This window comes from Streptomyces albireticuli (genome assembly GCF_002192455.1).
GTDB lineage: Bacteria > Actinomycetota > Actinomycetes > Streptomycetales > Streptomycetaceae > Streptomyces > Streptomyces albireticuli_B.
In genome coordinates, this window is sequence record NZ_CP021744.1 from 5,897,599 (window position 1) to 5,917,190 (window position 19,592).

17 protein-coding genes are annotated in these 19,592 nt (G+C 72.7%); 10 read left to right on the plus strand and 7 right to left on the minus strand.

Annotated elements, in window-relative coordinates; all coding sequences use genetic code 11:
• Nucleotides 1-82: 82 nt before the first annotated feature.
• From tyrS to SMD11_RS25560, 3 genes are all read right to left on the minus strand, one after another.
• Complete coding sequence (gene tyrS, locus SMD11_RS25550; RefSeq protein WP_087928674.1) at nt 83-1,507, minus strand: tyrosine--tRNA ligase; 1,425 nt, start codon at nt 1,505-1,507, stop codon at nt 83-85.
• A gap of 131 nt (nt 1,508-1,638) precedes the next feature.
• Complete coding sequence (locus tag SMD11_RS25555) at nt 1,639-3,030, minus strand: metallopeptidase TldD-related protein (RefSeq protein WP_087928675.1); 1,392 nt, start codon at nt 3,028-3,030, stop codon at nt 1,639-1,641.
• A gap of 82 nt (nt 3,031-3,112) precedes the next feature.
• The gene (locus SMD11_RS25560; protein WP_234366163.1) at nt 3,113-4,648 is read right to left on the minus strand and encodes a TldD/PmbA family protein; all 1,536 of its coding nucleotides are present in this window, start codon (nt 4,646-4,648) and stop codon (nt 3,113-3,115) included.
• Nucleotides 4,649-4,853: 205 nt separating this feature from the next.
• Here SMD11_RS25560 and fabG point away from each other — a divergent pair, with 205 nt between their 5' ends.
• The 7 genes from fabG to SMD11_RS25590 all read left to right on the plus strand — a co-directional run bounded on the left by fabG (nt 4,854) and on the right by SMD11_RS25590 (nt 9,523).
• Nucleotides 4,854-5,558, plus strand: a complete 705-nt coding sequence (gene fabG / locus SMD11_RS25565; protein WP_087928677.1) for a 3-oxoacyl-[acyl-carrier-protein] reductase — start codon at nt 4,854-4,856, stop codon at nt 5,556-5,558.
• Between the two features lie 5 nt (nt 5,559-5,563).
• Nucleotides 5,564-6,334, plus strand: a complete 771-nt coding sequence (gene fabI, locus SMD11_RS25570) for an enoyl-ACP reductase FabI (RefSeq protein ID WP_087928678.1) — start codon at nt 5,564-5,566, stop codon at nt 6,332-6,334.
• 138 nt (nt 6,335-6,472) lie between these two features.
• The gene (locus SMD11_RS25575) at nt 6,473-6,799 is read left to right on the plus strand and encodes a hypothetical protein (protein ID WP_087928679.1); all 327 of its coding nucleotides are present in this window, start codon (nt 6,473-6,475) and stop codon (nt 6,797-6,799) included.
• Between the two features lie 130 nt (nt 6,800-6,929).
• A complete protein-coding gene (locus SMD11_RS25580) occupies nt 6,930-8,219 on the plus strand; it encodes a CynX/NimT family MFS transporter (protein WP_418952536.1) in 1,290 nt (429 codons plus the stop codon).
• Between the two features lie 163 nt (nt 8,220-8,382).
• On the plus strand, nt 8,383-8,499 hold the full coding sequence (locus SMD11_RS36870; protein ID WP_267896856.1) for an SGM_5486 family transporter-associated protein: 117 nt from the start codon (nt 8,383-8,385) through the stop codon (nt 8,497-8,499).
• A 149-nt stretch (nt 8,500-8,648) separates the two neighbouring features.
• A complete protein-coding gene (locus tag SMD11_RS25585) occupies nt 8,649-8,876 on the plus strand; it encodes a hypothetical protein (RefSeq protein ID WP_087928681.1) in 228 nt (75 codons plus the stop codon).
• Between the two features lie 128 nt (nt 8,877-9,004).
• Nucleotides 9,005-9,523, plus strand: a complete 519-nt coding sequence (locus SMD11_RS25590) for a SixA phosphatase family protein (RefSeq protein WP_087928682.1) — start codon at nt 9,005-9,007, stop codon at nt 9,521-9,523.
• A gap of 127 nt (nt 9,524-9,650) precedes the next feature.
• Here the strand turns inward: SMD11_RS25590 and serB are convergent, their stop codons facing one another.
• Together serB and SMD11_RS25600 are read right to left on the minus strand one after the other, a co-directional pair.
• Nucleotides 9,651-10,883 (minus strand): phosphoserine phosphatase SerB, encoded by a 1,233-nt coding sequence (gene serB / locus SMD11_RS25595; protein ID WP_087928683.1) that lies wholly within the window; start codon nt 10,881-10,883, stop codon nt 9,651-9,653.
• Between the two features lie 83 nt (nt 10,884-10,966).
• A complete protein-coding gene (locus SMD11_RS25600) occupies nt 10,967-12,676 on the minus strand; it encodes a streptophobe family protein (protein WP_199843949.1) in 1,710 nt (569 codons plus the stop codon).
• 217 nt (nt 12,677-12,893) lie between these two features.
• Here SMD11_RS25600 and SMD11_RS25605 point away from each other — a divergent pair, with 217 nt between their 5' ends.
• Nucleotides 12,894-15,545, plus strand: coding sequence for an FHA domain-containing protein (locus SMD11_RS25605; RefSeq protein WP_087928685.1), 2,652 nt, complete (start codon nt 12,894-12,896; stop codon nt 15,543-15,545).
• An 82-nt stretch (nt 15,546-15,627) separates the two neighbouring features.
• Here the strand turns inward: SMD11_RS25605 and SMD11_RS25610 are convergent, their stop codons facing one another.
• Together SMD11_RS25610 and SMD11_RS25615 are read right to left on the minus strand one after the other, a co-directional pair.
• On the minus strand, nt 15,628-16,323 hold the full coding sequence (locus tag SMD11_RS25610; protein WP_087928686.1) for a transglycosylase SLT domain-containing protein: 696 nt from the start codon (nt 16,321-16,323) through the stop codon (nt 15,628-15,630).
• Between the two features lie 341 nt (nt 16,324-16,664).
• The gene (locus SMD11_RS25615) at nt 16,665-17,366 is read right to left on the minus strand and encodes a nitroreductase family protein (RefSeq protein ID WP_087928687.1); all 702 of its coding nucleotides are present in this window, start codon (nt 17,364-17,366) and stop codon (nt 16,665-16,667) included.
• Between the two features lie 200 nt (nt 17,367-17,566).
• Between SMD11_RS25615 and SMD11_RS25620 the strand changes: the two genes are divergently transcribed.
• Together SMD11_RS25620 and SMD11_RS25625 are read left to right on the plus strand one after the other, a co-directional pair.
• Complete coding sequence (locus tag SMD11_RS25620; RefSeq protein ID WP_087928688.1) at nt 17,567-18,823, plus strand: GAF domain-containing sensor histidine kinase; 1,257 nt, start codon at nt 17,567-17,569, stop codon at nt 18,821-18,823.
• The gene (locus SMD11_RS25625; protein ID WP_087928689.1) at nt 18,816-19,460 is read left to right on the plus strand and encodes a response regulator; all 645 of its coding nucleotides are present in this window, start codon (nt 18,816-18,818) and stop codon (nt 19,458-19,460) included. The genes SMD11_RS25620 and SMD11_RS25625 overlap by 8 nt, the downstream gene beginning before the upstream one ends.
• The last annotated feature ends 132 nt before the right edge of the window (nt 19,461-19,592 follow it).

Consider the following 19,592-nt stretch of genomic DNA (forward strand, 5'->3'; position numbering starts at 1 on the left):
GGCGACGAGGGACGCCAGGGGCGGTCCGGTACGCACCGCACGCGTACCGGACCGCCCCTGGACCGTGTGCCCGGCGGGCCCGTCAGACGCCGGAGAGCTGCGCGATCTTCCGGCCGGCCTTCAGGTACACCCCGGTGATCTCGCCCGCGCCGGCCCCGGCCGCGTCGGCCAGGGTCTCCTTGACGACCTCCGCCAGCGGACGGACAGCCGCGGCCTCGGCCAGCACGACCGACTCCTGGCCGCCCGCGTGCTCCACGATCAGCCGCAGGCCGTTCTGCTTGGCGACCCGGCGCGCGGCCGAGGCGCTCGGCTGGAAGCCCAGGACCTGGCTGAGCACCGTCGTCGCGGGCTCCGCGCCGTGCTCCGCGAGGTCCACCACGGGCAGCGACTCCACGTCGGTGAAGCTCTTCTTCGAGAACTGCGCGACGAACCCGGCCCGCGCCGCCATGGCCGCCTCGACGCCGTACAGCGCCGTCACGACCTCGCCGGCCAGGACCTTCTTGAGGTCCATCGGGTGCAGCGACCGGTCCTCGACCCGGGCCAGCACCAGGGCGACCTCCTGGTCCGTCCACTCGGTCCAGGCCTTGAGGTAGGGCTCCATCAGCCGGTCCGGCACCGACATGATCTTGCCGAAGACGTCGTCGGCCGGGGCGGTCAGGCCCACGTAGTTGCCCTTGGACTTGGACATCTTCGCGCCCGTGCCGTCCGTGCCCTCGATCAGCGGCATCGTGACGACGAGCTGCGGCTTCTGGCCCCGCAGCTCCATCAGCTTGCGGCCCATCTGGAGGTTGAGCAGCTGGTCCGCGCCGCCGAGCTCGACGTCGCAGTCCAGCGCGACCGAGTCCAGGCCCTGCGCGATCGGGTAGAGCAGCTCCGCCATGGAGAGGCCCGAGCCGGCCGCCAGCCGGGTGCGGAAGTCCTCGCGCTGGAGCAGCTGCGAGACCGGCACCTGGGAGAGCAGGCCGAGCAGCTCCGGGAAGGTGTACGGCGCCAGCCAGGAGCTGTTCTGGACGAACGTGACCTTCTCGAAGTCGAAGAACGGCCGGACCTGCTCGCGGTAGCCCGCCAGGTTCCGGGCGATGTCCTCGTCCGTCAGCGGCGGACGCTCCGCCGTACGGCCCGTCGGGTCGCCGATCTTGGCCGTGAAGTCACCGATGAGCAGGGTGACGTCGTGGCCCATGCGCTGGAACCGGCTGAGGATGATCACCGGCACGGCGTGCCCGAGGTGGACGTCGGCCGCGGTCGGGTCGATGCCCAGCTTGATCGAGAGGCCCTTGCCCTCGGCCTTCCGCGCGTCGATGCGCTCGGCGAGCTTCGCCACGCCCGGCAGCACCTCGACGGTGCGCGAGGCGATCAGCTCGGCCTGCTCCTTCGCCGACAGATCCGTCAGGTCGAGATAGCGCCGCGAGCCCGTCTCCGTGAGCAGCCGCTGGACGGTCTGGTCGGAGGAGAGGTCCTGCGCGAGGAGCTCGCTGGCGCGGGCGACGGATTCGCCGAGGCGTGTCATGACGTTCCTGGTGATCGGTGGGAAGGATCGATGAGGGTGGAGCGGGTAGGGGCGCGGGGGCGCGGGGCCCCGGCGGCAGGGACGGACCGGACGCGGACCAGTCTATTCGGACCGGTCGCGCGCCCCGTCTGTCACACCCCCTGGCTGACCGAGCTCATGTTGAAGTCCGGCACGCGCAGGGCGGGCGTCGCGGCACGGGTGAAGTAGTCGCCCCACTCGCGCGGCAGCGTCCGCTCGGTCCGCCCGGCCTCGGTGGCGCGGGAGAGCAGCGAGACCGGCGACTCGTTGAAGCGGAAGTTGTTGACCTCGCCGACGACCTCGCCGTTCTCCACCAGATAGACGCCGTCCCGGGTCAGCCCGGTGAGCAGCAGCGACGCCGGGTCGACCTCGCGGATGTACCAGAGGCAGGTCAGCAGCAGGCCGCGCTCGGTGGCGGCGACCATCTCGTCCAGCGAGCGGGTGCCGCCCCCGTCCAGGATCAGGTTGTCGACGAAGGGGGCCACCGGCAGGTCCGTCAGACCGGCGCTGTGCCGGGTGGTCACCAGGTGCTCCAGCACCCCGTCCCGGATCCAGTCCGTGCGGCCCAGCGGCAGGCCGTTGTCGAAGACGGACGCGTCGTCGCCGGAGCTCGCGGTGAGCACGAAGGGCGCGCACTCCAGGCCCTCGGCGGCCGGGTCGCTGCGCAGCGTCAGCGGCAGCCCCGACAGCTTCTCGCCGACCCGGGTGCCGCCGCCCGCCCTGGAGAAGACCGTACGGCCCTCGGCCGCGTCCCGGGCCGCCGCCGACCACTGCTGGTAGATCAGCAGGTCGGCCACGGCGGTCGGCGGCAGCAGCGTCTCGTACCGCCCGGCGGGCAGCTCGATCCGCCGCTCGGCCCAGGAGAGCCGGCGCGCGAGGTCGGCGTCCAGCTCCAGCGGGTCGACGTCGCGGAAGTCCCGGGTGGCCCGGCCCGCCCAGGCGGAGCGCAGCCGGTCCGGGGACTTGGCGTTCAGCTCCAGCGTGCCGGTGGGCTGGTCGTGGCGGAGCCGCAGCCCCGTCGAGGTGCCGAGGTAGTGCGAGGCGACCTCGTGGTGCGCGAAGCCGTAGAGCTCGCGGCCCTCGGCGCGGGCACGGGCGAAGGACTCGCCGAGCGCGGGCGCGAAGGCGTCGAAGACCGCGGAGGAGGTCTCGGCGGGCCCGTCCGTGAAGTCGGCGGACCGCGGCACACCGGTCACCAGCGGCCGGGCGTCCTCGGCCGGCCCGGCCTCCCGCGCGGCGGCCTCGGCGGCCCGCACCAGCGGCTCCAGCTCGGCCGCGGTGACCGCCGACCGGGAGACGACGCCGGAGGCGGTGCCCTCCGTGCCGTCGACGGTCGCGATCACGGTGACCGTACGGCCGCGGGTGACGCCGTTGGTGGTCAGGGCGTTGCCGGCCCAGCGCAGGTTGGCGGTGGACTCCTCGCTCGCGATCACCACGCAGCCGTCGGCGCGGGACAGCTCCAGGGCGCGCTCGACGATCTCGTGGGGCTTGTGACGACGGCTCACTGAGCGGCCTCCTCGGTGGTGTTCAGGCTGTGCTTGCCCGGGGGGCGGACCCCGGGACCCCGGCCGGGGCGGTGGTGGCGGCTCACTGACCCGCCTCCTCGGTGGTGTTCAAGATGTTGACGCCCCGGAAGAGGGCCGACGGGCAGCCGTGCGAGACCGCGGCGACCTGCCCCGGCTGCGCCTTCCCGCAGTTGAACGCGCCCCCGAGGACATACGTCTGCGGGCCGCCGACGGCCGTCATGGAGCCCCAGAAGTCGGTGGTCGTCGCCTGGTAGGCGACGTCACGGAGCTGCCCGGCGAGCCGCCCGTTCTCGATCCGGAAGAACCGCTGACCGGTGAACTGGAAGTTGTACCTCTGCATGTCGATGGACCATGAGCGGTCACCGACCACATAGATCCCCCGCTCCACACCGGAGATCAGCTCCTCCGTCGAGGGGCCGTCCGGCGCCGGCCGGAGCGAGACGTTCGCCATCCGCTGCACGGGCACGTGCGCGGGCGAGTCGGCGTAGGCGCAGCCGTTGGACCGGCCCAGGCCGGTGAGCTTCGCGATCCGGCGGTCCAGCTGGTAGCCGGTGAGCACGCCGTCCTTGACGAGGTCCCAGGACTGGGCCGCCACGCCCTCGTCGTCGTAGCCGACGGTCGCCAGGCCGTGCTCGGCGGTCCGGTCGCCCGTCACGTTCATGATCTCCGAGCCGTACTTCAGGGTGCCCAGCTTGTCGGGCGTCGCGAACGACGTGCCCGCGTACGCCGCCTCGTAGCCGAGGGCCCGGTCGAGCTCGGTGGCGTGGCCGATCGACTCATGGATCGTCAGCCACAGGTTGGACGGGTCGACCACCAGGTCGTACGAACCGGCGCGGACGCTCGGCGCGCGCATCTTCTCCGCCAGCAGCGCGGGCATCTCCGCGAGCTCCGCGTCCCAGTCCCAGCCCGTGCCCGTCAGGTACTCCCAGCCCCGGCCGGCCGGCGGCGCCAGGGTGCGCATCGCGTCGAAGCCGCCGCCCGCCGGGTCCACCGCGACCGCCGTCAGCTCCGGGTGCAGCCGGATCCGCTGCTGGGTGGTGGTCGTGCCGGCGGAGTCCGCGTAGAACTTGTTCTCCTGCACGGTGACCAGCGACGCGTCCGCGTGCGCGACGCCCTCGCCCGCCAGCAGCCGTCCGCTCCACTCCGCCAGCAGGGCGGTCTTCTCCGCGTCCGGCACCCCGAACGGGTTCACCTCGTACGCGGAGACCCACGTCCGCTCGGCGTGCACCGGCTCGTCGGCCAGCTCCACCCGCTCGTCGGAGCCGGCCGCCGCGATGACCTTCGCCGAGAGCCTCGCCATCGCCACGGCCTGCCCGGCCACCCGCGCCGCGGCGTCCATCGTCAGGTCCACGCCCGCCGCGAAGCCCCAGCAGCCGCCGTGCACGACGCGCACGGCGTAACCGACGTCGGTGGTGTCCGAGGAGCCCGCCAGACGGGCGTCACGCAGCCGCCAGGAGGCGCTGCGCACCCGCTCCAGGCGGAAGTCCGCGTGCTCGGCGCCCAGGGCGCGGGCCCGCGCGAGCGCCGCGTCGGCCAGCGGCCGCAGCGGCAGGGCGAGGAATGACTCGTCGACGGAGTGGGGTGTCGGATGGGGCACAGGGTCCTCCCGGGGGTCGTCGCTGTGAATCATGTCGCGCCGTATCCGCCACTGACCAGTGTTTTCTGTAGGGACCCGACAGTGACCACGATGCGCTCCTGTTTGAGGCGGGCTGCACGTAGCGTGCTCCGGCCAGATAGTTTTCGTACGGTACAGACGATCAGCAGTCCGATATGGCAGCTATACGTGAAGGAAGGGTGGTCCCTTGAGCCGCTCGGTTCTCGTCACCGGAGGAAACCGGGGCATCGGCCTCGCCATCGCGCGCGCCTTCGCCGAAGCGGGCGACAAGGTCGCGATCACCTACCGCTCGGGTGAGCCGCCGGCCGGCTTCCTGGCCGTGAAGTGCGACATCACGGACCCCGAGCAGGTCGAGCAGGCGTACAAGGAGATCGAGGAGAAGCAGGGCGCGGTCGAGGTGCTGGTGGCCAACGCCGGCGTCACCCGCGACCAGCTGCTGCTGCGCATGTCGGAGGACGACTTCACCTCCGTCGTCGACACCAACCTCACCGGCACCTTCCGGGTCGTCAAGCGCGCCTCCCGGGCCATGCTGCGCGCCCGCAAGGGCCGTATCGTGCTGATCTCCTCCGTCGTCGGCCTGCTGGGCTCGGCGGGCCAGGCCAACTACGCCGCCTCCAAGGCCGGTCTGGTCGGCTTCGCCCGCTCGATCGCCCGTGAGCTCGGCTCCCGGAACATCACCTGCAACGTCGTCGCCCCCGGTTTCGTCGACACCGACATGACCCGTGTGCTCAGCGACGAGCAGCGGGAGAACATCACGAAGCAGGTTCCGCTCGCGCGCTACGCGCAGCCCGAGGAGATCGCCGCCTCGGTCCGCTTCCTCGCCTCGGACGAGGCCGCATACATCACTGGAGCCGTCATTCCTGTCGACGGCGGATTGGGCATGGGTCACTGAACGTCATGAGTGGAATCCTCGCAGGCAAGCGCATCCTGGTCACCGGCGTCCTCACGGAGTCGTCGATCGCCTTCCAGGCCGCCAAGGTCGCCCAGAACGAGGGCGCCGAGGTCATCCTGACCGGCTTCGGCCGGCTCAGCCTGGTCGAGCGCATCGCCAAGCGGCTGCCGAAGCCCGCTCCGGTCATCGAGCTGGACGTCACCAACCAGGAGCACCTCGACGGGCTGGCGGACAAGGTCCGTGAGCTCCAGGGCGAGGACGCCCGCCTCGACGGCATCGTGCACTCCATCGCCTTCGGCCCGCAGGGCGCCTTCAACTTCCTGGAGGCGACCTGGGAGGACGTCTCCACGGCGGTCCAGGTCTCCGCGTACTCCTACAAGTCGCTGACCATGGCCCTGCTGCCGCTGATGTCGCCGGGCGCCTCGGTCGTCGGCCTGACCTTCGACGCGCAGGTCGCCTGGCCGAAGTACGACTGGATGGGCGTGGCCAAGGCCGCCCTGGAGGGCACCAACCGCTACCTCGCCCGCGACCTGGGCCCCCAGGGCATCCGCTGCAACCTGGTCTCGGCCGGCCCGATCAAGTCGATGGCCGCCAAGTCCATCCCGGGCTTCGAGGAGCTCGCGGACGTGTGGAACCACCGCGCCCCGATCGGCTGGGACCTGGCCGACCCGGAGCCGGCGGGCCGCGGCGTCGTCGGTCTGCTGTCCGACTTCTTCCCGCGCACCACGGGTGAGATCGTCCACGTCGACGGCGGCGTGCACATGATGGGCGCCTGACCCTCGGCGACCCCACGGGAAGGCCCGCCCGGACCCAGGCGTCCGGGCGGGCCTTCCCGCGTTCCCGGGTCGTGCGGCCGGGCCCCCGCCCGCACACTGGGGGAGGGGACGCTCGGGGCGGGAGGAGGTGTACCGGCCATGAGGACCCCGTTCCGCCGTACGGCCGCCCTGCTGTGCACCGCGGCCGCGCTCACCGTCACCCTGGGACCGGCCGCCCGCGCGGCGCCCGCCGGGCCACCGCGGGCCGAGTGCGGCACCCGTGTCCACGGCTCGCACGCCCGGGCCGACTGCTTCAACGGCAACTCCACCCCCGACCGCGTGCAGCTGCACGTCGAGTGCGCCCGCTGGTGGGACCCCGACATGGACACCGCCCCGGCCGCCGTCGACCCCGCCCGGCACGTCTCCCTCACCCAGCGCTGCTGGCTGGAGATACGCCGCGCCTGGGTGACGCACCAGCCTGGATGACCGGCCCGTCCCGTGGGGACGGTGGCCCGGACGACCGGTCCGTTCCCGCTCCGCGTCCCCCGTTCTCCGTCGCCCGCCCCGCGCCCGGCTGCCCGGGTGACGACACGGGCATGATGCGTTCATGGCACACATGGACGACGAACTGATCTCGGCCCCGCCCGTCACCCGTCCCCCGGACGGCGTAACGCGCCCCGGCCCGCGCGGCACCGACGACGCCCGGCTCCCCGGCGGCGGCGCACGGGGCGGGCTCCTCGTCCTGGCCCTCGTCATCGCCGCGCTCAACCTCCGGCCCACCGTCACCAGCCTCGGCCCGCTCCTGAAGGAGGTGCGCGCCGGCCTCGGCATGAGCGGCGCCGTCGCCGGCCTCCTCACCTCCGTGCCGGCCCTCTGCTTCGCCGCCTTCGGGCTCGCGGCGCCCCGGCTGTCCCGCCGCTGGGGACCGGCCGGGGTGGTGTGCGCCGGGATGGCCGCGACCGCCGCGGGCCTCGCCCTGCGGCCGTTCCTGGGCGGCGTCCCCGGCTTCCTGGCGCTCAGCGCGCTCGCCCTCGCCGGCATAGCCGTCGGCAACGTCCTGATGCCCGTGGTCGTCAAGCGCTGGTTCCCCGACCGGATCGGCCCCATGACCGGCCTCTACACGATGGCCGTCGCCGCCGGCACCTCGCTCGCCGCCGCCACGACCGTCCCGCTCACCGGCGCGCTGGGCGGCGGCTGGCGGCTCGGGCTCCTCGCCTGGGCCGCGCTCGCCGTCCTCGCGGTGCTGCCCTGGGCCGTGCTCACCGTCCGGGACCGCAGGAGCCGTGCCGCCACCCCCGCCCCCGGAGCCGCGGAGGACACCCCGCGCACCCGCATCACCCGCAGCCCCACCGCCTGGGCCCTGGCCTCCTTCTTCGGGCTCCAGGCCACCAGCGCCTACATCGCCATGGGCTGGCTGCCGGCGATCTTCCGGGACGCGGGCGTCCCCGCCGCCACCGCCGGGGTGCTGCTCGCGGCGACGATGCTGATGGGCGTCCCCCTCTCCTTCCTCCTGCCGCGCCTCGCCGCCCGGCTCGCCCACCAGGGCGTCCTCGCCGCCGCCCTCGCGTGCTGCGGCCTGGCCGGCTACGCGGGGCTGTGGCTGGCTCCGGCCGCCGGCGCCTGGGCCTGGGTGCTGCTGCTGGGCCTCTCCAACTGCGCCTTCTCCCTTGCCCTGACCATGATCGGAATGCGGGCGCGGACCGGCGCGGGCGTCGTCCGGCTGTCCGCCTTCGCCCAGAGCGTCGGCTACCTCCTCGCCATCCCCGGCCCGCTCCTCGTGGGCTGGCTCAACGAGACCACCGGCGGCTGGGACGCGCCGATCGCCCTGATGGCGGCCCTGATGGTGCCTCAGGCGGTGGCGGGCGTGCTGGCCGGCCGCGACCGCGTCGTCGAGGACGAGATCTGACCCCGGGACGAGCGCCGGCCCCGGGGCCGGGATCCGGCTCCGGGGGACGGCCCGGCGTCGGCCCCGGGGCCGGGACCTCGCCCCTGACGTCGGGATATGCCCCCCGACGGTGAGATATGACCCCTGCTGTCCGGCCCCCTCGGGCCGGTGCGACACTGGTGCCATGCCAGTCCTGGAACCGAACCCCAAGAACGGGCAGAAGATGCTGCTCACCATCCTCGGCGCGATGCTCGGCATCACCGTCGTCATCGGCGTGATCGCCACCCTCGCGTCCCCCTGAGCCGGGGGTGGGGCTAACCCCACCGTCCCTTAGGGGGCTGGGCTCAGGGTGAACTGGGTGGTCCTCCGGATGGGAGCGGGGCGCCGCGCTCCGTAGGTTCGTAGTACACCGCGAAGAGGCGGTGCGCCGAACCGCTCGGAGGAGATTCCATGTCCGCCGGTACGAAAGCCCGGATCCGCCCCGGCACCGCGCAGACCAGGCTGCCCTGGTGGGCCCTCGTGCTGCCCGTGGTGGCCTTCGTGACCCTGCTCGCCCTGCTGACGTCCCCGGCCTCCGCCTCCGACGCCGTGGAACCGGGCGCCGGGACCGCGGGACCGGGCACCGTCACCCGTGTCGTGGACTTCGTCCAGCACGCGCTCGGCCGCCTGTCCGCCTGACGGCCGCACCGGCGGCCCGGGCCCGGGGAGACCGGACGGAGACCGCGGGAAGGTTCCGTGGAGGTCAGGGGGTGGAAGCCTCCCAACACCCCGCGCCTCGCCGTGCTTTTCATGCGAAGCTGGAAAACATGAGCGCCGAACCGACCCGCAGGATTGTTCTTCTCCGGCACGCCAAGGCCGAGTGGTCCGACGCGGACGACCACGAGCGTCCCCTCGCCGACCGCGGCCGCAAGGACGCCCCGGCCGCGGGCCGCTGGCTCGCCGGCTCCGGCATCGTCCCCGACCTCGCTCTCTGCTCCACCGCCGCCCGCACCCGCGAGACCTGGAAGCTCGCCGTCCCGGAGCTGCCGCAGCGCCCCCGGACGGTCTATGAGGACAGGCTCTACGAAGCCTCGCTCGGCGAGCTCATCGCGGTCGTCAACGAGGTCTCCGACGAGGTCGGCGACCTGCTGCTGATCGGGCACAACCCCGGGATGCACGCCCTGGCCGACGCCCTGGCGGGGGAGTCGGAGGCCGATCTCCTGCCGCGGATGAACCGCTCCGGGTTCCCCACGTCCGCGATGGCGGTCCTGACGTTCACCGGCTCCTGGAAGGGCGTCGAGCACGGTGTGGGCCGGCTGGTCGCGTTCTGGAGCCCGCACGCGTAGCGCTCGGTGCGCGCTGTCCCCGGGGGCCGGGCCGTTCGGGGACACCTCCCGGCGGCGCACCGGCGGAGTCCGGGGACCGGGTCCGGGGCGGGCCCGAAAGCGGTAGGGACCGCCCTCGCTCGCACGTTCACTCGTGCGTGTTCGCCGCCTCGACCTCTTCCCGCGTGACGCCCAGCAGATACAGCACCGTGTCCAGGAACGGCACGTTCACCGCCGTGTGCGCGGCCTGCCGCACTATCGGCTTCGCGTTGAACGCCACCCCCAGACCCGCCGCGTTGAGCATGTCCAGGTCGTTCGCGCCGTCCCCGATGGCCACGGTCTGGGCGAGCGGGACGCCCGCCTCGGCGGCGAACCGGCGCAGCAGCCGGGCCTTGCCCGCCCGGTCCACGATCTCCCCGGTCACCCGGCCGGTCAGCCGGCCGTCCACCACCTCCAGGGTGTTGGCGGAGGCGAAGTCCAGACCCAGCCGCTCCTGGAGGTCGTCCGTGACCTGCGTGAAGCCGCCGGAGACCACCCCTACCTGGTAACCGAGCCGCTTCAGCGTCCGGATCAGGGTCCGGGCGCCCGGCGTGAGCCGGACCTCCGCCCGCACCTTGTCCACCACGGACTCGTCCAGCCCGGCCAGCAGCGCCACCCGGGCGTGCAGCGACTGCTCGAAGTCCAGCTCGCCGCGCATCGCCCGCGCGGTCACCTCCGCGACCTCGGCCTCGCAGCCCGCGTGTGCCGCGAACAGCTCGATGACCTCGTCCTGGATCAGCGTCGAGTCGACGTCCATCACGATCAGGCGCTGGGCCCGCCGCTGGAGACCCGCCGCCACGACCGCCACGTCCACCCCACGCGCTGCGGCCTCGGTGGCCAGCGCGGTGCGCAGCTCTTCCGTCTCCGCGCCCGACACCGCGAACTCCACGGCCGTCACCGGGTACTTCGCCAGCCGGAAGATGCGGTCGATGTTGCCGCCGGTGCCGGTGATGCGCGCGGCGATGGCCGCGGTCGACTCGGCGGTCAGCGGATGGCCGAGCACGGTGACGTGGGAACGCCCCGTGCCACGCGGCCGGTTGTCGCCCAGGCCGGAGATGATCTCCGCCTGGAGGTGCAGCGACTCCGCCCAGCTGTGCACGGTCGCCCGCAGCTCGCCCTCCGCCGTGGCGCCGCCGGCGGGCGCGACGACCAGGGCGCACAGGGTGATCCGGCCCCGGGTGACGACCTGCTCGATGTCGACGACGTCGACGGCGTAGGCGGCGAGGGTGTCGAAGAGCCCGGCGGTGATGCCCGGCCGGTCCTTCCCGAAGATCTTGACGAGGAGAGTCGGTACGTCGTCACCGGTGACGGGGGTGGCAGGCGAGGTCTGCGATGCGCTCATGGTCCTCTAACCGTATCCGCACCCGCACCGGGACCGTACGGGTGTCCCACCGGCCGGACGGCGAAGACTGGACGGACTCGGCGTTAACGACGCCCCGGCGGCGGCCCCGGAGGTGGCCCCGGGGGCGGTCCCGGAGGCTTCCCCGGCGGCGCGGGCGGCGGGCCCGGCGGCGGAGGTCCCCCGTCCGGCATGGAGGTGCCGTACGCGTAGCCGCCCCTGGACCGCCGCCGGTGCCGGAGCGGCGGCATCGGGCTGCCGGTCCGGGTCGGCGCGCTGTAGCGGTCGTCGAGCGGCTGCCGCTTGTACGGGTTGGTGTCGTCGTGCGCGGGCCGGTGCACCGGCGAGGGGTTGTATGGCCCCGGCAGATAGGCCAGGTCCGGGTAGGTACGGGAATCCGGGGCGCCCGGCGCGGACCGGACCGCGCGCCGTCCCGCCGCGCCGGCCGCGCACGCCAGCAGCCCGCCGGCCGCCCCGGCCGCCGCGCCCCAGGCCGCGCCCAGGCCCACGGCCGCCGGGATGCTGCCCCGCAGGTCCAGCCCGGCCCCGAAGGCGTCGAAGCCGAGCACGGACAGCCCGGCGTCCACCCGCACCCGGGTCACCAGCACCAGCACCGGCAGCGCCACGGCCGTCGCCACCCCCAGCGCCCCCGCGCACCGGGCGGCGAAGCGCACCGGCGTCAGCGCGCCCCGGGGCGTACGGACCGCGGTGAGCACCCCGGCCGCGAGCATCAGCAGCGCGCAGCCCACGGCCAGCAGCCACACCCGCCCGTCCAGCTCCGCGAGCCGTCCCAGCGTCACCGACTCGTTCATCCGGGCGGTCAGCAGTTCGTCGAGCGGGGACGGCAGCATCTGCGCCAGCGCCCCGGTCGCGGTGCCGCGCCAGGGGACGAGCATCCCGAGCGGCAGCCCCAGCCAGACGCCGTTGGGCGCCCCGAGGAGCGCGGCCCCCAGCACCCGCCCGGGGTGGTCGTCGACCGCCGCCGCGTAGCAGGCCGCCGCCAGTCCGGCGCCGACCGCGAGGACCAGCACGGCGCACAGCGCCGAGACCGCCGGGCGCACGCTCCGGTGCAGGAGCTCCCAGCCGCGCGGGAGCGGGGCCCGGCGCGCGGCCAGCAGCGTGATCAGCAGGACGCCGAGCACCCAGCCGGCGCCCCCGGCCAGGGAGGGCCCGGTCCGCACCGAGAACCCGACGGACGCCTTGGCACCGGCCAGCCCCGCGAGCCGGTCGGGGAGGCCGCCGATGTTGCCGAGGTCGCCTATTCCGGGGATCACCAGATGGGGCCCGCCGCCCCCTCCGCCGGTGCCGCCCCCTCCGCCGAGGCCGAGGGCCGCCCCGTCGATGGTGACGCTGTCCTCGCCGGCCCAGGCCAGCCCGCCGAGGAGCAGCAGGAAGAGCACGGCCACCGTGCCCGTCCGCAGGACGAGCTCGCCCGCGCGCACGGTGGGGCCGGCCGACCGCAGCGACCGCGCGAAGATCGTTCCCAGCAGGAGCGCGCCCGCCAGGCTCACGCCCAGTGGCGCGATCTCGATGGCGGTGTGCGCCGCCGCGCCCTTCAGACCGAAGGCTTCCACCGCACCCGATGGGGTGACGGATCCACCCACCGCGAGGACGACGGCCGCCGCCGTCATCGGGCCGAGCGCGCCCGCCGTATCCGCCCCGAGCAGATGCAGACCCAGCGCCGAAATTCCGGCCATGGCGAGAAAAGCCCAGCTCACAGCCGCTATGGAGGAAAGGAGAAGCTCCGCGGCGGATATCCGGCCGCGTGGTTGCCGCGCGTCGTTGCCCTTGGTCATGGCGCCCCCCGTTGCCGACCGGTGCCCGGATTGCGCATGATCCGTACGCATCCGTGGCGGTACCTACTCTCAGGGCGTGTTTCGCCGCCGTCAACGGCGCCTGTTACACGGTTGCGTCAGTCCCGAGTTTCGGTTCGGCGACTGTGCCTGAAATAGTTCCTCCCGATGTTCGCCATCCCTAGACTCCCTGTGCAGGGGGCTCATCGGGGGACAAGTAGTGGGGCATGGAGTGCCGGAACTCGTACTGGAATTGAATGGACAGACCTGGACGCTCGATCCGTCCAGGTCGTACACCCTGGGTCGTGATCCGCAGGGCGACATGGTGCTGCAGGACGCCCGTGTCTCGTGGCGGCACGCCACCGTGCGGTGGGGCGGCCGCAGTTGGGTCATCGAGGACCACGGCAGCACCAACGGCACCTATGTGCAGGGCCAGCGGATCCACCAGATGGAGATCGGCCCCGGCTCGACCGTCCACCTGGGCAACGCGACGGACGGCCCGCGGCTGAATCTCGCCGCCGCCGGGGCCGGGATCGGCGCACCCGCCGGGGACCTCTACAGCGCGCAGACCGCGATGGCCCCGCAGGTTCCCGGGCACCACCAGCCCCAGCACCACCAGCCCCAGCACCACCAGCCGCCGCAGCACCAGCAGCCCGGCGGCTGGCAGCAGCAGCCCCCGTACCAGCAGCCGGCGCCGGACGCCTGGCAGCAGCAGGCGGCGCACCAGCAGGCTCAGCACCAGGCGCACCAGCAGGCATCTCAGCAGGCACATCAGCAGGCGTACGTCCCGCACCAGAACCCCGAGCCCGCGCACCAGCCCCCGGCACACGGCGGTGCCCCCTCGCAGGGCGGCGCCCCGCCCGTCTACGGCGACCGCAGCCCGACCAGCTTCCACCAGATGGCCGTGGGCCGGGTGATGCGCATCGGTCGTGCGCTGGAGAACGAGCTGGTCGTCTCCGACCTCCAGGTCTCCCGGCACCACGCCGAATTCCGGGCCACCGGCGACGGCCGCTTCGAGATCGTCGACCTCGGCAGCCACAACGGCACCTATGTCAACGGTCAGCCGGTCCGCCAGCAGATCATCGGCCCCCACGACATCGTCGGTGTCGGTCACTCCACCTTCCGCCTCGTCGGCGACCGGCTGGAGGAGTTCGTCGACACCGGCGACGTCTCCTTCTCCGCCCGCCACCTCACCGTGACGGTCGACGGCGGCAAGCAGATCCTCAAGGACGTCTCCTTCGGCGTCCCCGAGAAGTCGCTGATCGCGGTCATCGGCCCGTCCGGCTCCGGCAAGTCCACCCTGCTGAAGGCGCTCACCGGCTATCGCCCGGCCAACGAGGGCGACGTCCTCTACGACAACCGGAACCTCTACAAGCAGTTCGCCGAGCTGCGCCAGCGCATCGGTCTGGTCCCGCAGGACGACATCCTGCACAAGGAGCTCACCGTCCGGAAGGCGCTGCGCTACGCCGCCAAGCTCCGCTTCCCGGGCGACACCGCGGCCTCCGAGCGCGAGGCCCGGATAGGCGAGGTGCTCACCGAGCTCAAGCTCGACATCCACGCCGAGAAGAAGGTCACCTCCCTCTCCGGCGGTCAGCGCAAGCGCGTCTCCGTCGCCCTGGAGCTGCTCACCAAGCCGTCGCTGATCTTCCTGGACGAGCCCACCTCGGGCCTCGACCCGGGCATGGACCGCGACGTCATGCAGCTGCTGCGCGGCCTCGCCGACGACGGCCGCACGGTCCTGGTGGTCACCCACTCCGTCGCCGAGCTGGGCATCTGCGACAAGCTGCTGGTGATGGCGCCGGGCGGCTCGGTCGCCTACTTCGGTCCGCCCGAGGAAGCGCTGAACTTCTTCGGCTACGAGACCTGGGCGGACGTCTTCTCGGCCTTCGAGAACTACCGCGACTACGACTGGGCGGGCCGCTGGAAGGGCTCGCAGCACTACCAGATGTACGCCGCGGACATCGACGCCGTCGCCCCGCAGTCGGTGCACGTCCAGCCGCAGATGATCCAGCCGCCCAAGGCCCAGAGCTGGGGCTCCCAGCTGTGGACCCTGATGCGCCGCTATGTCTCGGTGATCGCCTCCGACCGGGGCTTCCTGGCCCTGATGCTGATCCTGCCCGCCGTGCTCGGCGCGGTGAGCACGGTCATCCCGGCCGACTTCGGCCTCGGCCCCGGCCCGGCGAAGTCCCACTTCACCAACCGCGACGCCGGCACCATCCTGCTGATCCTCGCGGTCGGCGCCTGTTTCGCGGGCGCGGCCAACTCCGTCCGTGAGCTGATCAAGGAACGGGTGATCTACGAACGCGAGCGGGCGACGGGCCTCTCCCGCTCGGCGTACCTGATGTCGAAGGTCGTCGTCCTGGGCTTCATCACCGTCATCCAGGGCGCGCTCATCAGCGCCATCGGCTTCGGGGTCCGGGGGGAGAAGATGCCGAAGGAAGGCGTCATCCTCACCAGCCTGCCGGCGGTCGAGATGACCCTGGTGGTCATGGCCCTGGGCTTCACCTCGATGATGTTCGGCCTGATCATCTCCTCGCTGGTGAAGACCGCCGAGAAGACCATGCCGCTGCTGGTGATGTTCGCGATCGTCCAGGTCGTCTTCACCGGTGTGCTCTTCCAGATCTTCGACAAGCCCGGCGTGGAGCAGATCGCCTGGCTGATGCCCTCCCGCTGGGCGATCGGCGCCGCCGGATCCACGGCCGACCTCAATGTGCTGATGCCGTGGCCGGGCGCGGGCCCCGACCCCCTGTGGGAGCACACCGCGGCCCAGTACCTGCTCGACATGGGCGTCCTGCTCGGCCTCGGCGTCGCCTGCGGCTTCGTCGTCGCCCGCCTGCTGCGCCGGCACGAGCCCGAGGTCATGCGGAAGTAACCGCGCGCGTAGAACGCCGAAGGGCGGCACCCGATCCGGGTGCCGCCCTTCGGCGTTCTACGCGGCTGTGCGTTCCCTCGGCCTAGTAGGCGGAGTTCACGTTGTCCATCGAGCCGTAGACCTTCCACGCGTAGTTGCACGCGGCGGTGATGTTGGCGACCGGGTCGTAGATGTCCCAGGACGTGCCCTCGACGTGGTACGCCTTGAAGGTCGGGTCGATCACCTGGAGCAGGCCCTTGGAGGGGATGCCCTTGGCGGCGTTGGAGTCCCAGTTGTTGATCGCCCGGGGGTTGCCGGTCGACTCGCGCATGATGTTGCGCTTGATGCCCTCGTACGAGCCGGGGATGCCCTTGGCCTTCATGACGTCCAGGGCCTCGCGGATCCAGCCGTCCAGGTTGTCCGCGTAGACCGGCTTCGCGGGGGCGGCGGGCGCGGCCTGGACCGGCTTGCGCTCCTCGGAACGGCTCGCGGCCTCCTTGTCGGCCCGCTCCTTGTCGGCCTTGGCCTTCGCCTCGGCGCGCTGCTTGGCCTCGGCCTCCGCCTTCGCCAGCTTGGCGGCGTTGTCGGACTGCTTGCCGAGCTGCTCCTGCTGGCCCTGCACACCCAGGTCGGCGGAGCTCCAGGCGACCGGCTTCACGGCGATGGACTGCGTCTCGGCGTCCGCGGAACCGGGCAGGGCGGCGAACGTCAGTGCCGCGACGCCCGCGGCGGCGATGCCGGCGGCGGAGAACTTGTGGACCTTGGTAAGGCGGCTATAGCCAGAGATGGGGGAGCGCATGCTGAGCTGAACCTCTTCCGATCGCTTGAGTCGCAGTGGCCCGGATCGGCGCGAAAAAAGACGCCGCGTCTCGATCGACGGCGCCCTGCGACGTCGCAATTCTTAGCGGCAGCAAAAAGCTCTGGCAAAGAAGCTGAGTACTACCCGGCATCGTTGCGGAGGGGCCTGCGGAGAACCCGCGGAAGAGGGTGGAAACGGGCCTGCTACCCGCTTACGGAGGCCTTACACATCCACTAGCCGAGGTCGTAGGTGACCTGGGTCCTATGCCCGGCGTCACACCGGGGGCCCGAGGGTCTCACCCGGTGTGACGGCGCTTGCGCTTTGCGTATGTGATCGTTTGCTCAGATCTCGACCAGTACCTGGTCCAGGCTCTTGCGGACCAGATCGGGCACCTGGCAGTCCGCCGCCGGGTACCCCACCGGGATCACCGCGAAGGCCTTCTCGTTCGCCGGCCGCCCCAGCACCTCCGACAGGAAGCGCATGGGACTCGGGGTGTGCACCAGCGCCGCCAGCCCCGACAGGTGCAGCGCCGACAGCAGCATCCCCACCGCGATGCCGACCGACTCGTCCACGTAGTAGTGCTTGCGCTTGTCACCGGCCTCGCCCAGCCAGTAGCGCTGCTGGAAGACCACGATCAGCGCGGGCGCGTCCGTCAGGTGCGGCTTGACCTCGTCCGTGCCCAGCGGCCGCAGCGCCGCCAGCCACTCCTCGCCCAGCCGCCCCTCGTAGGAGAGGCGCTCCTCGGCCTCCGCCGCCTCCCGGATCCGCCGCCGCACCTCCGGGTCCCGCACCAGGGCGAACGTCCACGGCTGCTGGTGCGCCCCCGACGGAGCGGTGGCCGCGCACGCGATCGCGTCGCGCACCACCTGCTCCGGCACCGGGTCGGCCGAGAACTGCCGGACGGTCCGGCGCCGGTCCATCCGCTCCCGGAGCTCCGCCGCGCGGGCGAGCGACTCGGCGGCCGGCATCCGCTCGGGGCGATAGGGAACCGGCCGGTAGGGATCGCCGTGGGTCGGTGTCCACTGTGTCGTTGGTATAGACATGTTCCGAGTCTGGCCGCCGGCCGGCGCCTGTGGGGGCCACATGCGGGAACTCGTCGCCCTTCCTCCCCGGCGGCCCGGCCGTGGGCTCCCGTGAGCCCACCCGGAGCCCCCGCCGGGCCGTACGGCCTAGGCCGCGCGCCCTAGGTGCCTGCCGCCGCCGGTCCGATACGCCCCTTCCCTCACCTCGGTACCGTGAAGCCATGACCAATGGCCCACGCTCCGGCCTGACCGCCGTGAGCACCGCGCTCCTCGCCATGAGCCGGCACCTCCAGGTGCGCGACGTACTCAAGACGATCGTCGTCTCCGCCCGGGAGCTGCTCGACGCCGAGTACGCGGCCCTCGGCGTCCCCGACGACCACGGCGGCTTCGCCCAGTTCGTCGTCGACGGCGTCAGCGAGGCGCAGTGGAAGGCCATCGGACCGCTGCCCCGCCAGCACGGCATCCTCGCCGCGATGATCCAGGACGCCACCCCGCAGCGCCTCGCCGACGTCAGCAAGGACCCCCGCTTCGGCGGCTGGCCCGCCGCGCACCCGCCGATGCACGACTTCATCGGCATGCCGGTCGCGGACGGGGAGGAGATCCTCGGCGCGCTCTTCCTCGCCAACAAGAAGGGCAAGGGCAGGGACCCGGCGGCCAAGCCCGGCTGCGGCTTCACCGCGGAGGACGAGGAACTCCTGCGCGTGCTCGCCCAGCACGCCGCCATAGCCCTCACCAACGCCCGGCTCTACGAGCGCAGCCGCGAGCTGACCATCGCGGGGGAGCGCGCCCGCCTCGCCCACGAGCTGCACGACGCCGTGGCCCAGAAGCTCTTCTCCCTCCGGCTCACCGCCCAGGCCGCCACCGCGCTCGTCGACCGCGACCCGGCCCGCGCCAAGGAGGAGCTGCACGAGGTGGGGCGGCTCGCCGCCGAGGCCGCCGACGAGCTCCGCGCCGCCGTCGTGGAGCTGCGCCCGGCGGGCCTGGACGAGGACGGGCTCGTCGCCACCCTGCGGACCCAGATCCAGGTCCTGGACCGGGCGCACGCCGCCCACGTCACCTTCGACTCCCCGGGCGTACGGGCGCTGCCGGCGGCCCAGGAGGAGGCGCTCCTGCGGGTCGCCCAGGAGGCCCTGCACAACGCCCTGCGGCACTCCGGGGCCGAGCGGGTCACCGTCACCCTCCACCGCTCCGGAGGGGACGCCACCGACCGTAAGGGCGGCAGGACGGCCGATGCCGGCGGGACCGGAAAGACCGGCAAGGCAGGCAAGGCGGACAAGGCGGGCAAGGGGTGCCAGGGCGTCGTGCTGCGCGTGACGGACGACGGGTGCGGTTTCGACCCCTCCGCCGTCCGCCGGGCGGGCCGCCACCTCGGGCTCGTCTCCATGCGGGACCGCGCCGGTGGCGTCGGCGGCGGTCTGACCGTTACCTCGGAGCCCGGGAAGGGCACCACGATCGAGATGGAGGTCCCCGGTGGCTGACGGAGTCATCAGGGTGGTGCTGGTGGACGACCACCAGGTGGTCCGCAGAGGGCTGCGCACCTTTCTGGAGGTCCAGGACGACATCGAGGTCGTGGGGGAGGCCGCGGACGGCGCGGAGGGCGTCCAGCGGGCCGAGGAGCTGCGCCCCGACGTCGTCCTCATGGACGTGAAGATGCCGGGCACCGACGGCATCGAGGCGCTGCGCAAGCTCCGCGAGCTGGCGAACCCGGCCCGGGTGCTGGTCGTCACCAGCTTCACGGAGCAGCGGACCGTGATCCCCGCCCTGCGCGCGGGCGCGGCCGGCTACGTCTACAAGGACGTCGACCCGGACGCCCTGGCCGGCGCGATCCGGTCCGTGCACGCCGGGCACGTCCTGCTCCAGCCCGAGGTGGCCGGTGCCCTGCTGTCCCAGGACGAGGCGGGCGGCGGCACCGGGCGGGGCAACGCCCTCACGGAGCGGGAGCGCGAGGTGCTCGCCCTGATCGCGGACGGGCGGTCCAACCGGGAGATCGCGAGGGCGCTCGTGCTGTCCGAGAAGACTGTCAAGACCCACGTCTCGAACATCCTGATGAAGCTGGACCTCGCCGACCGCACGCAGGCGGCCCTGTGGGCCGTGCGACATGGGATCGGAGCATGATCCCGGCCGTAGCGGAATGTCGTCTTCCTATCAGAGATTCATACGGTCGTGTGGCGATCGACCTGGCCCCGCAACCTGACCGAACGTGACCCGTTTTCCATGGCGTACCGCGGCGGCTGGCCGTGGCAACTC